A 13432-nucleotide genomic window follows, 5' to 3' on the forward strand; every position below is an offset into this window, starting at 1 on the left:
GCTGGTAGATCAAAAGATCGCAGCCTGCGGCAGCTCCTACAGGTTTCATGTCCGATCGCATTTTTTGCGGTGACATGAAACCTGTAGGCGCTGCCGCAGGCTGCGATCTTTTGCTTTAAGGGATTTGCACGCCCTCGGCCAGCAACATGTCGATCAGGCGAATCAGCGGCAGGCCGATCAGGCTGGTGGCGTCAGGCCCTTCGGTGGACTGAAACAGGCTTACGCCCAAGCCCTCGGCCTTGAAGCTGCCGGCGCAGTCGTAGGGTTCCTCCAGGTGCAGGTAGCGTTCGATACGCGCTTCGTCGAGCTGGCGCATGTGTACGGTGAACGGCACGCAGTCGACCTGGCAGTGGCCGGTCTGGCTGTTGAGCAAGGCCAGGCCGGTGAGGAAGGTCACGCTGGCGCCGCTGGCGGCCAGCAACTGCTCGCGGGCCTTGTCGAAGGTGTGTGGCTTGCCGATGATGCGTTCGCCGAGCACTGCGACCTGGTCCGAGCCGATGATCAGGTGAGCGGGGTGGCTGGCAGCCAGTGCCCGGGCTTTCTGTTCGGCGAGGCGCTTGACCAGTTCGATGGCCGATTCGCCAGATTGGTGGCTTTCGTCGATATCCGGCGAGCTGCAGACGAACGGCAGGCGCAGGCGGGCGAGCAATTCCCGGCGATAAGTCGAGCTGGAAGCAAGTAATAAAGGCAGCATTGGCGTCTCCTGAGGCAGGCGCGAATTCTAGCGGAGGCACGCAAGTGACGGACAGGGCACAATTTCCTTTGACATGGGTGGGGGCATCCCTATAATGCTGCGCCTATGTTGAATGACCCGATTCCACCTCACGTTGACCCGCGCAAATTGGCTGACCGTGGCACCACCCTTCAAGGTGAACTGCTGCTGGCCGATTTGAAGAGACTCTGCGACCCGCTTTCCGACGATGTCGGTACGGTGCAGGCCAAATTCGTTTTTGAACGAGATGAACGTAAATCTGTGGTGATCCACAGCTTTATCGACACCGAAGTCAAAATGGTTTGCCAGCGTTGTCTTGAGCTGGTCACCCTGCCGATCCACAGCGAATGCAGTTACGCTGTCGTGAAGGAGGGTGCGAATACCCAGTCGTTACCGAAAGGTTATGACGTGCTGGAACTGGGCGAAGATCCATTGGATCTGCAGTCACTGATCGAGGAGGAGCTTCTGCTCGCCTTGCCCATTGTGCCTGCTCATCATCCGGAAGAATGCCAGCAGCCGGCGGGAGCAGATGAACCCGAACCGAGCGAGGACGAGGTAACGCGGTCCAACCCGTTCAGTGTATTGGCGCAGTTAAAGCGTGACCCAAACGTTTAGGAGTTAATCAATTATGGCTGTTCAGCAGAACAAAAAATCCCGCTCTGCCCGTGACATGCGCCGTTCGCACGACGCTCTCGAGGCTAGCACCCTGTCTGTAGAAAAAACCACTGGTGAAGTTCACCTGCGTCACCACGTATCGCCAGAAGGCGTATACCGTGGCCGTAAAGTGATCGACAAGGGCGCTGACGAGTAATCACTTGTCTGCTCAAGTCATCGCGATTGACGCAATGGGCGGGGACTTCGGTCCCCGCAGCATTGTTCAGGCCAGCCTTGCTTGCCTTTCTGCTACGCCCTCGCTGCACCTGACCCTCGTCGGTCAACCCTCCCTACTTGAAGAACTGATCAACGGTCAATCGGCTGCCGATCGCGCGCGCCTGACGATTGTCCCGGCGTCTGAAGTCATCACCATGGACGAAAAGCCGACCCAGGCCTTGCGTGGCAAGCCGGACTCGTCGATGCGTGTCGCCCTGGAACTGGTGCGTGACGGCAAGGCTCAGGCCTGTGTCAGTGCCGGCAATACCGGTGCGTTGATGGCGCTGTCGCGTTTCGTGCTCAAGACCTTGCCGGGGATTGATCGGCCGGCGATGGTGGCGGCGATTCCGACGCAAAAGGGTTATTGCCAGTTGCTCGACCTGGGCGCCAACGTCGATTGCAGCGCCGAGCATCTGTTGCAGTTCGCGGTGATGGGCTCGGTGGCGGCGCAGACGCTGGGCATCGCCCGGCCGCGCGTCGCGCTGCTGAATATCGGCACCGAGGACATCAAGGGCAATCAGCAGGTCAAGCTGGCGGCGACGCTGCTGCAGGCTGCGCGCGGCATCAACTACATCGGTTTTGTCGAGGGCGATGGTCTGTATCGCGGCGAGGCGGATGTGGTGGTCTGTGACGGTTTTGTCGGCAATATCCTGCTCAAGTCCAGCGAAGGGCTGGCGACGATGATCGCCGCGCGCATCGAAGCCTTGTTCAGGAAAAACCTTGCTTCGCGCGTGGTAGGTGCTTTGGCCCTGCCATTGATGAAGCGCCTGCAGGCTGATCTGGCGCCGGCGCGACATAACGGCGCAAGCTTCCTCGGCTTGCAGGGTATCGTGGTGAAAAGTCACGGTTCGGCCGGGGTTCAGGGCTTTCAGAGCGCGATTCAGCGCGCGCTGATCGAGATTCAGGAGAACTTGCCCGAGCGCCTCCACGGTCGTCTGGAGGATCTGTTGTCTTAGGCGTTTTCGTCGGACAATGCTTAAATGTGACCGCCCGGTTCAAAGGGCCATCCAACTGTCAGTTTCTTGCGTCCCCCAGCGGGACGTCATTTTCGACGACAAGATCATTAGGGGCTTGTTACATGTCTGCTTCCCTCGCATTCGTCTTTCCAGGACAGGGTTCGCAGTCCCTCGGCATGCTCGCCGAGCTGGGCGCGGAATATCCGTTGATCCTCGAAACCTTCAAAGAAGCCTCTGAGGCTCTGGGCTATGACCTGTGGGCACTGACCCAGCAGGGCCCGGAAGAGCTGCTCAATCAAACCGACAAAACCCAACCGGCCATTCTGACCGCTTCGATCGCCCTGTGGCGTCTGTGGCTGGCTGAAGGCGGCGCGCGTCCGGCATTTGTTGCCGGTCACAGCCTGGGTGAATACAGCGCACTGGTTGCTGCCGGCAGCCTGAGCCTGGCGGACGCGGTGAAGCTCGTTGAGCGCCGTGGCCAGCTGATGCAGGAAGCCGTTCCGGCCGGGCAGGGCGGCATGGCTGCCATCCTCGGTCTGGAAGACGCTGATGTGTTGGCAGCCTGCGCCGAAGCGGCGCAAGGCGAAGTGGTCAGTGCGGTGAACTTCAACTCGCCAGGCCAGGTAGTGATTGCCGGTGCCAAGGCTGCCGTCGAGCGCGCCATCGAAGGCTGCAAGGCCCGTGGTGCCAAGCGTGCCATGCCGTTGCCGGTGAGCGTACCTTCGCACTGCGAGCTGATGCGTCCGGCTGCCGAGCGCTTTGCCGAATCCATCGCCGCCATTAACTGGCAGGCGCCGCAGATTCCGGTGGTACAGAACGTCAGCGCGCAAGTGCCGGCCGATCTGGAAACCCTCAAGCGTGATCTGCTCGAACAACTGTACAAGCCGGTTCGCTGGGTTGAATCGGTTCAGACGCTGGCGGCCAAAGGCGCTACCAGTCTGGTCGAATGCGGCCCGGGCAAAGTGCTGGCCGGTCTGAACAAACGTTGCGCCGAAGGCGTTTCGACTTCCAACCTCAATACCCCAGACGCTTTCGCTGCCGCCCGTGCAGCGCTGGCCTGAATCAGGAGAAACTTGCATGAGTCTGCAAGGTAAAGTTGCACTGGTCACCGGTGCAAGCCGCGGTATCGGCCAGGCTATCGCACTGGAACTGGGTCGTCAGGGCGCCATCGTTGTTGGCACCGCGACCTCCGCCAAGGGTGCCGAGGCGATTGCTGCCACGCTCAAGGAGCACGGCATTCAAGGTACCGGCCTGGAACTGAACGTCACCAGCGACGAATCCGTTGCCGCCGTGATCGCGAGCATTCAGGAGCAGTTCGGCGCGCCGGCGATTCTGGTCAATAATGCCGGCATCACCCGCGATAACCTGATGATGCGCATGAAAGACGATGAATGGTACGACGTGATCGATACCAACCTGAACAGTCTGTATCGCCTGTCCAAGGGCGTTTTGCGTGGCATGACCAAGGCGCGCTGGGGCCGAATTATCAGTATTGGCTCGGTGGTGGGTGCCATGGGCAACGCAGGCCAAGTAAACTATGCAGCCGCCAAGGCCGGTCTGGAAGGTTTCAGCCGTGCAATGGCGCGTGAAGTCGGTTCGCGTTCGATTACGGTCAACTCGGTAACCCCAGGGTTCATCGACACCGATATGACCCGCGAACTGCCGGAAGCACAGCGTGAAGCCTTGCAGACGCAGATTCCGCTGGGCCGTCTGGGACAAGCTCAAGAGATCGCTTCGGTGGTCGCTTTTCTTGCATCCGACGGTGCGGCATACGTCACTGGGGCTACAATCCCGGTGAACGGTGGGATGTACATGTAAGTAAAATGTGACGGATTGCTTCAAAAAAATGTCATACGAGCTGTCTAAAATCCGTTATAAAGCTGCAATCTATTTATAGGCAGAGGGCCGCAGGGTTTGAGGAGTGAAGCTTTCAGTTGAAAAGCTGAAAAGCCTTTCTATACACTTACCCACTGGCCAGCTGCCTGAATTTGTCCATTAGGAGTGAAAACAAGGTATGAGCACCATCGAAGAGCGCGTCAAGAAAATCGTTGCCGAGCAACTGGGCGTTAAAGAAGAAGAAGTGGTCAACACTGCTTCCTTCGTTGAAGACCTGGGTGCCGACTCCCTTGACACCGTTGAGCTGGTGATGGCTCTGGAAGAGGAATTCGAGACCGAAATCCCTGACGAAGAAGCTGAGAAGATCACTACTGTACAAGCTGCAATCGACTACGTTACTAGCCACCAGGCGTAATAGTTTGTAATCGTTGTCTGCTGTCATGGAAAAACCGCACTGCCATCATGGCGTGCGGTTTTTTCTTTAGGCCTGATGCAAAGTCGTCATTTGAAAAAGGAGAGTGCTGTGTCGCGTAGACGCGTCGTAGTCACCGGTATGGGTATGTTGTCGCCACTGGGCACGGATGTGCCGAGCAGTTGGCAGGGCATTCTGGCTGGCCGCAGTGGCATTGGTCTGATCGAACACACCGACCTTTCTGCCTATTCCACCCGTTTTGGCGGCTCGGTAAAGGGCTTCAATGTCGAGGAATACCTGTCGGTCAAGGAAGCACGCAAGCTCGACCTGTTCATTCAGTACGGTCTGGCCGCGGGTTTTCAGGCTGTTCGCAATGCTGGTCTGGAAGTCACCGACGCCAACCGTGAGCGCATTGGCGTGGCCATGGGTTCGGGCATCGGCGGTCTGACCAACATCGAAGAAACCAGCCGTACCCTGCATGAGACGGGCCCGCGTCGAATCTCGCCATTCTTCGTGCCAGGCTCGATCATCAATATGATTTCCGGTTTTCTGTCCATCCATCTGGGTGCACAGGGGCCGAACTACGCCATTTCCACTGCCTGTACCACCGGTACGCACTGCATTGGCATGGCCGCGCGCAACATCATGTACGACGAGGCCGACGTAATGATCGCCGGCGGCGCCGAGATGGCCGCGTGCGGTCTGGGCATGGGCGGCTTCGGCGCGTCCCGTGCGCTGTCGACCCGCAACGACGAGCCGACCCGCGCCAGCCGTCCGTGGGACAAGGGCCGTGATGGCTTCGTGTTGTCTGACGGTGCCGGTGCATTGGTACTCGAAGAACTTGAACACGCCAAGGCCCGTGGTGCGACGATCTATGCCGAGCTGATCGGCTTCGGCACCAGTGGCGATGCGTTCCACATGACGTCACCACCCGCTGATGGTGCTGGTGCAGCGCGCTGCATCACCAATGCCCTGCGCGATGCGAAGATCAATATCGACCAGGTGCAGTACATCAACGCCCACGGTACCTCGACCCCGGCCGGCGACCTTGCCGAAGCCAACGCGATCAAGACCGTGTTCGGTGATCACGCCTACAACCTGGCGGTCAGCTCCACCAAGTCGATGACCGGTCACCTGTTGGGTGCGGCGGGCGCGGTCGAGGCGATCTTCAGTGTGCTGGCGATCAATAGCCAGGTGGCCCCGCCGACCATCAACCTCGACGAGCCGGATGAAGGCTGCGATCTCGACTTCGTGCCGCACACTGCGCGCAACATGGATATCGACGTCGTACTGTCCAACTCCTTCGGGTTTGGCGGCACCAACGGCACGTTGGCGTTCCGTCGGTTCGCCGGTTGATGGACAGCTGGGTCGACGGTCAACCGGCTGACGCTCTGTCGCTGAAAGATCGCGGCCTGGCTTACGGCGATGGTCTGTTCGAGACCATTGCCGTGCACGGCGGCCAGCCGGTATTGCTGGAGCGTCATTTGACGCGTTTGGCCGAAGGTTGCTCGCGTCTGGCCATCTCGGCCGATATCGAACTGGTTCGCAGCGAGCTGCTGGCTTATGCCGCGGCAATGGGCGAGGGCGTGCTCAAGCTGATCCTCACCCGAGGTGATGGCTTGCGTGGCTATGCGCCCGATCCTGCGGCGCAGGGCCGGCGCATTCTGCAAGGCAACCCGCCTGCGGCTTATCCTGCCGTGCATGGCGAGCAGGGCGTGCGTCTGTTTCCCTGCGTCACGCGGTTGTCGAATCAGCCATTGCTGGCCGGGCTCAAGCATCTCAATCGTCTGGAGCAAGTACTTGCCCGCGCCGAATGGCACGACAGCGAACACGCCGAAGGCTTGATGCTCGATCAGGCCGGGCGGGTCATCGAAGGCGTGTTCAGCAACCTGTTTGTGGTGCGCGACGGCGTATTGATCACCCCGGATCTGAAACGCTGCGGCGTGGCCGGTGTGATGCGTGCTGAAATATTGTTTCAGGCCGAGTCATTGGCCATCCCCAGCCAAATCACCGACATCAGCCTCGAACAGCTGCAATGGGCTGATGAAGTCTTTATCTGCAACAGCGTGTATGGCGTCTGGCCGGTACGCGCCTACGCTGCACTGAGCTGGCCGGTTGGCCCGCTCACCCGTAAACTGCAGACCATTGCCCGCGCGCTACTGGATGCCTGATTCGTGAGACGTAAACTCTTGCTGCTGCTGGAAACCGGACTGGTTCTGGCAGGGCTGCTGATGGGCGCCAGCGCCTGGAAAATTCATTCGGCGCTGGAACAGCCCCTGAACATCACGCAGGAAGAACTGCTGGATGTGCCGAAAGGCTCGACGCCGACCCGTACCTTCCTTGAACTTGAAACCGATGGAGTCATCAAGGACGCCTTCTGGCTGCGCATCTACTGGCGCTTCAACCTGGCCGGCACGCCGATCCATAGTGGTGAATACCGCATGCAGCCGGGCATGACTGTCAACGGTCTGATCGACTTGTGGAAACGTGGTGAAGTGGTGCAGTACAGCCTGACGCTGGTCGAGGGCTGGAATTTTCACCAGGTCCGCGCCGCACTGGCCAAAGATGAAAAGATCGAGCAGACCCTCAAGGGTTTGAGCGACAGTGAGGTGATGGAGAAAATCGGTCATCGCGGATTGTTCCCCGAGGGTCGATTCTTCCCGGACACTTATCGCTTCGTGCGGGGTTTCTCCGACGTCGACTTGCTGAAGAAAGCCTATGATCGTCTCGATGAAGTGTTGGCCAAGGAGTGGGAGAACCGCTCGGCCGATGCACCGTACACTGAACCTTATCAGGCGCTGATCATGGCCTCGCTGGTGGAAAAGGAAACCGGTGTGCCGCAGGAGCGGGGGCAGATTGCCGGCGTGTTCGTGCGCCGCATGGCGCTGGGCATGCAGTTGCAAACCGACCCGACCGTGATCTACGGCCTGGGCGATCGCTACACCGGCAAGTTGACCCGTGCTCATCTCAAGGAGCCGACACCCTACAACACCTATGTGATTCCCGGATTGCCGCCGACGCCGATTGCCATGGTCGGCCGCGAGGCGATTCATGCCGCGCTGAATCCGGTGGAAGGCAACAGTCTGTATTTTGTTGCCCGTGGCGACGGTAGCCATGTGTTCTCCGATGATCTGGATGCGCACAACAGCGCGGTGCGCGAGTTCCAGCTCAAGCGCCGCGCCGATTACCGCTCCAGCCCGGCCCCGGCGAATGCGCCGGCCGCTCCGGCCACGGCGACGGAGGAAACGATTCCTGCTGCCTCTCCGGATACCGCACCTGAAGCGTTGCCACAGGTTCCCGCTCAGGAACCTGCACCGACACCGGCTCCTGCTGCCGAGCCCGGCGCGACCGCACCGCAAAACGCGCAATGACTTTGATGAAGGACTGCCTGTGACTGGCTTGTTTATTACCCTGGAAGGCCCGGAAGGCGCCGGCAAGAGCACCAACCGCGAATACCTCGCCGAGCGCCTGCGCGCCGAAGGTGTCGAAGTGGTGCTGACCCGCGAGCCCGGCGGTACGCCACTCGCCGAGCGCATCCGCGATGTGCTGCTGGCCCCGGCCGATGAAGTCATGAACCCCGACACCGAGCTGCTGCTGGTGTTCGCCGCACGCGCTCAGCATCTGGCTGAAGTGATTCGCCCGGCACTGGCTCGCGGCGCGGTGGTGCTGTGTGATCGCTTTACCGACTCGACGTACGCCTATCAGGGCGGCGGTCGCGGTTTGTCGCTGGAGCGCATTGCCGCGCTGGAGACGTTCGTTCAGGGCGACCTGCGTCCGGATCTGACGCTGATTTTCGATCTGCCGGTGGAAATCGGCCTGGCCCGCGCCAGTGCCCGTGGCCGTCTGGACCGGTTTGAGCTGGAAGGCCGGGCGTTTTTCGAAGCGGTACGCAATGCGTTTCTGCAGCGCGCAGAAGCCGATCCAGCGCGCTATGTGCGCATCGATGCCGGTCAGCCATTGGTCAAGGTTCAGCAATCGCTGGATACTCTGATTCCGAACTTGCTGGAGCTGATTCGTGGCTGAGGCCTATCCATGGCAGGACAGCCTCTGGCAGCAACTGGCCGGACGTAGCCAGCACGCCCACGCGTACCTGCTGCACGGCCCGGCCGGGATCGGCAAGCGCGCGCTGGCCGAGCGTCTGATGGCCAGCCTGCTGTGTCAGCGTCCGACGCCGGAGGCGTGCGGTGAGTGCAAATCCTGCCTGCTGCTCAAGGCCGGCAGCCACCCGGACAACTACATCCTTGAGCCGGAAGAAGCCGACAAGGCGATCAAGGTCGATCAGGTCCGTGATCTGGTCAGTTTCGTGGTGCAGACCGCGCAACTGGGCGGGCGCAAGGTGGTGCTGATCGAGCCGGTGGAGTCGATGAACATCAACGCCGCCAACGCTTTGCTCAAGAGCCTTGAGGAGCCCTCCGGCGATACGGTGCTGTTGCTGGTCAGTCACCAGCCGAGCCGTTTGCTGCCGACGATCAAGAGCCGCTGCGTGCAGCAGGCATGTCCGCTGCCGGGCGAGGCCATGAGCCTGCAATGGCTGGCGCAGGCGCTGCCGGAGTGTTCCGAAGACGAACGCATCGAATTGCTGACGCTGGCAGCCGGTTCGCCACTGGCGGCGGTCAGTCTGCAGTCCCAGGGCGTGCGCGAACAGCGGGCGCAGGTGGTCGAAGGGGTGAAGAAGCTGCTCAAGCAGCAGCAATCGCCGACGCAACTGGCCGAGGAGTGGAAAAACATTCCGATGCTGCGCCTGTTCGACTGGTACTGCGACTGGTCGAGCCTGATCCTGCGCTACCAACTGACCCAGGATGAAACCGGCCTCGGTCTGACCGACATGCGTAAAGTCGTGCAGTACCTGGCGCAGAAAAGCGCCCAGGGCAAAGTCCTCGATATTCAAGACTGGATTCTCGCCCAGCGGCAGAAAGTCCTGAGCAAAGCCAACCTCAACCCGGCACTGCTGCTGGAAGCGTTGTTGGTGCAATGGGCGGGATTGCCTGGTCAAAGATAAGAATGTGTACCTAGACTCTGAACATCAGCAGTGGAGGTCAACATGAATGAAGCCATCAGCCCCGGGCCGCGTAACGGCATCCTGTCCCTGACGATCAAGGACAAATCGGTGCTGTACGCCGCCTACATGCCGTTCATCAAGAACGGTGGCCTGTTCATCCCGACCAACAAGAGCTACAAGTTGGGCGACGAGGTGTTCATGCTGCTGAACCTGATGGACGAGGCGGAGAAGATTCCGGTGGCCGGCAAGGTCGCCTGGATTACCCCCAAAGGCGCCCAGGGCAACCGTGCAGCCGGCGTCGGCGTGCAATTCAACGATGGCGACAACACCGCCCGCAGTCGCATCGAAACCCATCTGGCCGGAGCACTGAAATCCGACCGTCCCACTCATACGATGTAAGTTGCAGTCTCTTTTATGCTCGTAGATTCCCATTGTCACCTTGATCGCCTCGACCTCGCCGCCCATGACGGCTCGCTGGATGCTGCGCTCGTTGCAGCTCGCCAGCGCGGGGTAGGGCACTTTCTGTGCATCGGCGTGAGTGCCGACAACGCCGCCGACGTCAAAGCCCTCGCCGAACGCTATGACGACGTCGATTGCTCGGTCGGTGTGCATCCGCTGGATGTGCAACCGGGCGCGGCGCCGGCGCTGGACTGGCTGCTGCACGAGCTCAACCACCCGAAAGTGGTGGCGATCGGTGAAACCGGTCTGGATTATCATTACGAACCGGAAGCCGCCGAGCTGCAGCAGGCCTCCTTCCGCCTGCACCTGCAAGCGGCGCAGCAGACCGGCAAACCGGTGATCATCCACACCCGTGGCGCCCGTGCCGATACCCTTGAGCTGCTGCGAGAAGCGGCGTTGCCCCAGGCTGGTGTGCTGCATTGCTTCACCGAAGACTGGGACATGGCCAAAGCGGCGCTGGACATGGGTTATTACATTTCCCTGTCGGGCATTGTCACCTTCCGCAACGCCGACGCTCTGCGCGACGTGGCGAGCAAAGTGCCGGCCGATCGCCTGCTGGTGGAGACCGACTCACCGTATCTGGCGCCGATCCCGTATCGCGGCAAGCCGAACCTGCCGCAGTACGTGCGCGAAGTCGCGGAGTTTCTGGCGATGCTGCGCGGTGAGAACTACGAACGTTTCGCCGAGCAGACCACCGAGAACTTCAAGCGCCTGTTCCCCTTGGCGAGTGTTAAATCCGCCATGTAGGAGCTGCCGAAGGCTGCGATCTTTTGATGTTGATTTTTAAGATTCAAAATCAAAAGATCGCAGGCTTACGGCAGCTCCTGCAAGTGTGATGTACGTAATGACAGGGGTTTTTCAGCAAATTCCGGGCAAAAAAAACCCGGGTTCTGGGGGGTGAATCCGGGTTAAGACCATTAGGAGTAAAACAAAGGCACGCGGTCCCTTGGTACCTTTACCGGCGCGGCACTTGGGGGAGATGCCGGCCGACAGTTCAAGTATTGATCAGTCTGGCGTTCAGTCCAGTTAGCCGGTCGGGGTTTTTAAACAAATTTGGAATACGGGCGCTTCAGTTGAGTTCTCATTGAGCCCCAAGCGTTCGCAAAATGAACAAGAAACACAGATATGGTCGGATGATCCGTGCATTTTTGCGCAAGTTAGGCATAATACGCGGCTTCGAATTTTGACCCTTCAGACCTTTTCTTATGCACAAAGAACCTCGTAAGGTCCGTGAGTTTCGTCGCCGCGAGCAAGAAATTCTCGATACCGCGCTCAAGCTGTTCCTCGAACAAGGTGAAGACAGTGTCACCGTCGAGATGATTGCTGATGCCGTGGGTATCGGCAAAGGCACGATCTACAAGCATTTCAAATCCAAGGCCGAGATCTATCTGCGCCTGATGCTCGATTACGAGCGTGATTTGAACGAGCTGCTGCATTCGGCCGATGTCGACAAGGACAAGGAAGCGCTGTCCCGTGCCTACTTCGAATTCCGCATGCGCGACCCGCAGCGCTACCGCCTGTTCGACCGTCTTGAAGAGAAGGTCGTAAAAGGCAATCAGGTGCCGGAAATGGTCGAGGAGCTGCACAAGATCCGTGCCTCGAACTTCGAACGCCTGACCTTGCTCATCAAGGGCCGGATCAGCGAAGGCAAGCTCGAAGACGTGCCGCCATACTTCCACTACTGCGCGTCCTGGGCGCTGGTGCACGGCGCGGTGGCGCTGTATCACTCGCCGTTCTGGAGCAATGTGCTGGAAGATCAGGAAGGTTTCTTCCAGTTCCTGATGGACATTGGCGTGCGCATGGGCAACAAGCGCAAGCGCGACCCGGAAACCCCGAGCAGCTGAATCATTCAGCGGCCTTATTGCGCCATGATTTCGCTACATGACGCAGTACCGCAGGAATATACTCAGGCATAGGGCTTGCTAAAACTTGATTTGTGAGTCAAGTTTTAGCGGCTCGAAATTCTATCGCCGGAGTGATCATGATCGTTGACCGTCAAGGCAGGCGTTTTCGCAATTTGCGCATCAGCCTGACCTCAGCCTGCAATTACGCCTGTACCTACTGCGTGCCCAACGGCAAGCGGCTGGTGGCTGCGCAGGATGAACTGTCGGCCGAGGCCATGGCACGCGGCGTGGCGTATCTGATCGAAGCCGCCGGCATCGAACGCTTGCGCATCACCGGTGGCGAGCCACTGGTCAGCCCCAAACTCGAATCTTTCATGAGCGCCGTCGGCAAGATGGGCCTGGAAGACATCAGCCTGACCACCAACGGTCAACTCCTGGCGAAGAAGCTGCCGCTGCTGGTGGACGCCGGTCTGCGCCGGATCAACGTATCCCTCGATACCCTGGATGCCGGCGCGTTTCGCAGCATCGCCCGTGGCGGCGATCTGGCGACCGTGCTCGATGGCATGGACCAGGCGAAAGCGGCGGGGCTGAAGATCAAGGTCAACATGGTGCCGTTGCGCGGGCAGAATCTGGATCAGGTGATGCCGCTGCTCGATTACTGCCTGGAGCGTGGCTACGAGCTGCGTTTCATCGAGCTGATGCGCATGGGCCACCTCGCCACCGACTCCAATGCCTTCCTGCAACAGTTCGTCAGCCTGCAGCAACTGCTGAGTCTGATCGGCGAGCGCTACGAGTACGCCCAGGCTGATGCGCCAGTGGATGCCACGGCCGTGCGCTATGCGATCCCGGGCGTAGGCCATTTCGGCGTGATCGCCAACGAAAGCGTGCCGTTCTGCCGGACCTGTTCGCGCTTGCGTCTGTCGTCGACCGGCTGGCTGCATGGCTGCCTGTCGTCGAGCAATCGCCACTATGTCGGTGATCTGCTCGACAAGCCGCGTCATCAGGCATTGCCGGCATTGCAGCGTTTGCTGGTCAAGGCGTTGGGCGACAAGCAGGAAGTGGCGTTCTCCGGTGGTGCGACGGTCATGAAGATCATCGGCGGCTGAACTGGCTTTTGTGGCGAGGGAGCTTGCTCCCGCTGGGTTGCCAGTCAACCCGAAATCCATTCATGTCAGCTCGTCCGGCTTACTCTAAATCCCGGATTTTCGAGCGCGGCGCCGCCGAGCGGGAGCAAGCTCCCTCGCCACAAATACCTTATTTCAAATCGGATACCTGCGCAGTTACAAGGACTGGCGCAAAAGCTGCATCCAACGGCCATTCGCCGGTTTTCCGTCACCGGCTTCT

General features: G+C 59.8%; 16 protein-coding genes. 15 read left to right on the top strand and 1 reads right to left on the bottom strand.

The window, feature by feature from the left end; genetic code table 11:
• Positions 1-115: 115 nt before the first annotated feature.
• Positions 116-694 carry a Maf family protein gene (locus tag ACU680_RS03480; protein WP_448178651.1) on the bottom strand — a complete coding sequence of 193 codons (579 nt, stop codon included), beginning with the start codon at positions 692-694 and terminating at the stop codon, positions 116-118.
• A gap of 105 nt (positions 695-799) precedes the next feature.
• Between ACU680_RS03480 and ACU680_RS03485 the strand changes: the two genes are divergently transcribed.
• The 15 genes from ACU680_RS03485 to ACU680_RS03555 all read left to right on the top strand — a co-directional run bounded on the left by ACU680_RS03485 (position 800) and on the right by ACU680_RS03555 (position 13194).
• Positions 800-1327, top strand: a complete 528-nt coding sequence (locus tag ACU680_RS03485; protein ID WP_003204262.1) for a YceD family protein — start codon at positions 800-802, stop codon at positions 1325-1327.
• Positions 1328-1340: 13 nt separating this feature from the next.
• Entirely contained in the window at positions 1341-1523 is a 183-nt protein-coding gene (gene rpmF / locus ACU680_RS03490; protein ID WP_003179396.1) for a 50S ribosomal protein L32, read from the top strand.
• 4 nt (positions 1524-1527) lie between these two features.
• Positions 1528-2538, top strand: a complete 1011-nt coding sequence (plsX, locus tag ACU680_RS03495) for a phosphate acyltransferase PlsX (RefSeq protein ID WP_367085365.1) — start codon at positions 1528-1530, stop codon at positions 2536-2538.
• Between the two features lie 122 nt (positions 2539-2660).
• Positions 2661-3599 (top strand): ACP S-malonyltransferase, encoded by a 939-nt coding sequence (gene fabD, locus ACU680_RS03500; protein ID WP_448178652.1) that lies wholly within the window; start codon positions 2661-2663, stop codon positions 3597-3599.
• Positions 3600-3615: 16 nt separating this feature from the next.
• On the top strand, positions 3616-4356 hold the full coding sequence (gene fabG, locus ACU680_RS03505; protein WP_027612356.1) for a 3-oxoacyl-ACP reductase FabG: 741 nt from the start codon (positions 3616-3618) through the stop codon (positions 4354-4356).
• A 196-nt stretch (positions 4357-4552) separates the two neighbouring features.
• On the top strand, positions 4553-4789 hold the full coding sequence (gene acpP / locus ACU680_RS03510; RefSeq protein WP_003175607.1) for an acyl carrier protein: 237 nt from the start codon (positions 4553-4555) through the stop codon (positions 4787-4789).
• A 108-nt stretch (positions 4790-4897) separates the two neighbouring features.
• On the top strand, positions 4898-6142 hold the full coding sequence (gene fabF / locus ACU680_RS03515) for a beta-ketoacyl-ACP synthase II (protein ID WP_003227039.1): 1245 nt from the start codon (positions 4898-4900) through the stop codon (positions 6140-6142).
• Entirely contained in the window at positions 6142-6957 is an 816-nt protein-coding gene (gene pabC / locus ACU680_RS03520) for an aminodeoxychorismate lyase (protein WP_367085363.1), read from the top strand. Before fabF ends, pabC begins: the two co-directional genes overlap by 1 nt.
• 3 nt (positions 6958-6960) lie before the next feature.
• Positions 6961-8157, top strand: a complete 1197-nt coding sequence (gene mltG, locus ACU680_RS03525; protein ID WP_448178653.1) for an endolytic transglycosylase MltG — start codon at positions 6961-6963, stop codon at positions 8155-8157.
• Positions 8158-8176: 19 nt separating this feature from the next.
• Positions 8177-8809, top strand: coding sequence for a dTMP kinase (gene tmk / locus ACU680_RS03530; protein ID WP_007967603.1), 633 nt, complete (start codon positions 8177-8179; stop codon positions 8807-8809).
• Positions 8802-9785, top strand: coding sequence for a DNA polymerase III subunit delta' (locus ACU680_RS03535; protein ID WP_448178654.1), 984 nt, complete (start codon positions 8802-8804; stop codon positions 9783-9785). Before tmk ends, ACU680_RS03535 begins: the two co-directional genes overlap by 8 nt.
• 42 nt (positions 9786-9827) lie before the next feature.
• On the top strand, positions 9828-10184 hold the full coding sequence (locus ACU680_RS03540; RefSeq protein WP_007967607.1) for a PilZ domain-containing protein: 357 nt from the start codon (positions 9828-9830) through the stop codon (positions 10182-10184).
• A gap of 15 nt (positions 10185-10199) precedes the next feature.
• Positions 10200-10991 carry a TatD family hydrolase gene (locus tag ACU680_RS03545; protein WP_448178655.1) on the top strand — a complete coding sequence of 264 codons (792 nt, stop codon included), beginning with the start codon at positions 10200-10202 and terminating at the stop codon, positions 10989-10991.
• Positions 10992-11449: 458 nt separating this feature from the next.
• A complete protein-coding gene (locus ACU680_RS03550) occupies positions 11450-12088 on the top strand; it encodes a TetR/AcrR family transcriptional regulator (protein ID WP_007950805.1) in 639 nt (212 codons plus the stop codon).
• A 137-nt stretch (positions 12089-12225) separates the two neighbouring features.
• Positions 12226-13194 (top strand): GTP 3',8-cyclase MoaA, encoded by a 969-nt coding sequence (locus tag ACU680_RS03555; protein ID WP_064588674.1) that lies wholly within the window; start codon positions 12226-12228, stop codon positions 13192-13194.
• Positions 13195-13432: the final 238 nt, after the last annotated feature.

The sequence above is a fragment of the Pseudomonas sp. LF020 genome, from assembly GCF_053456425.1.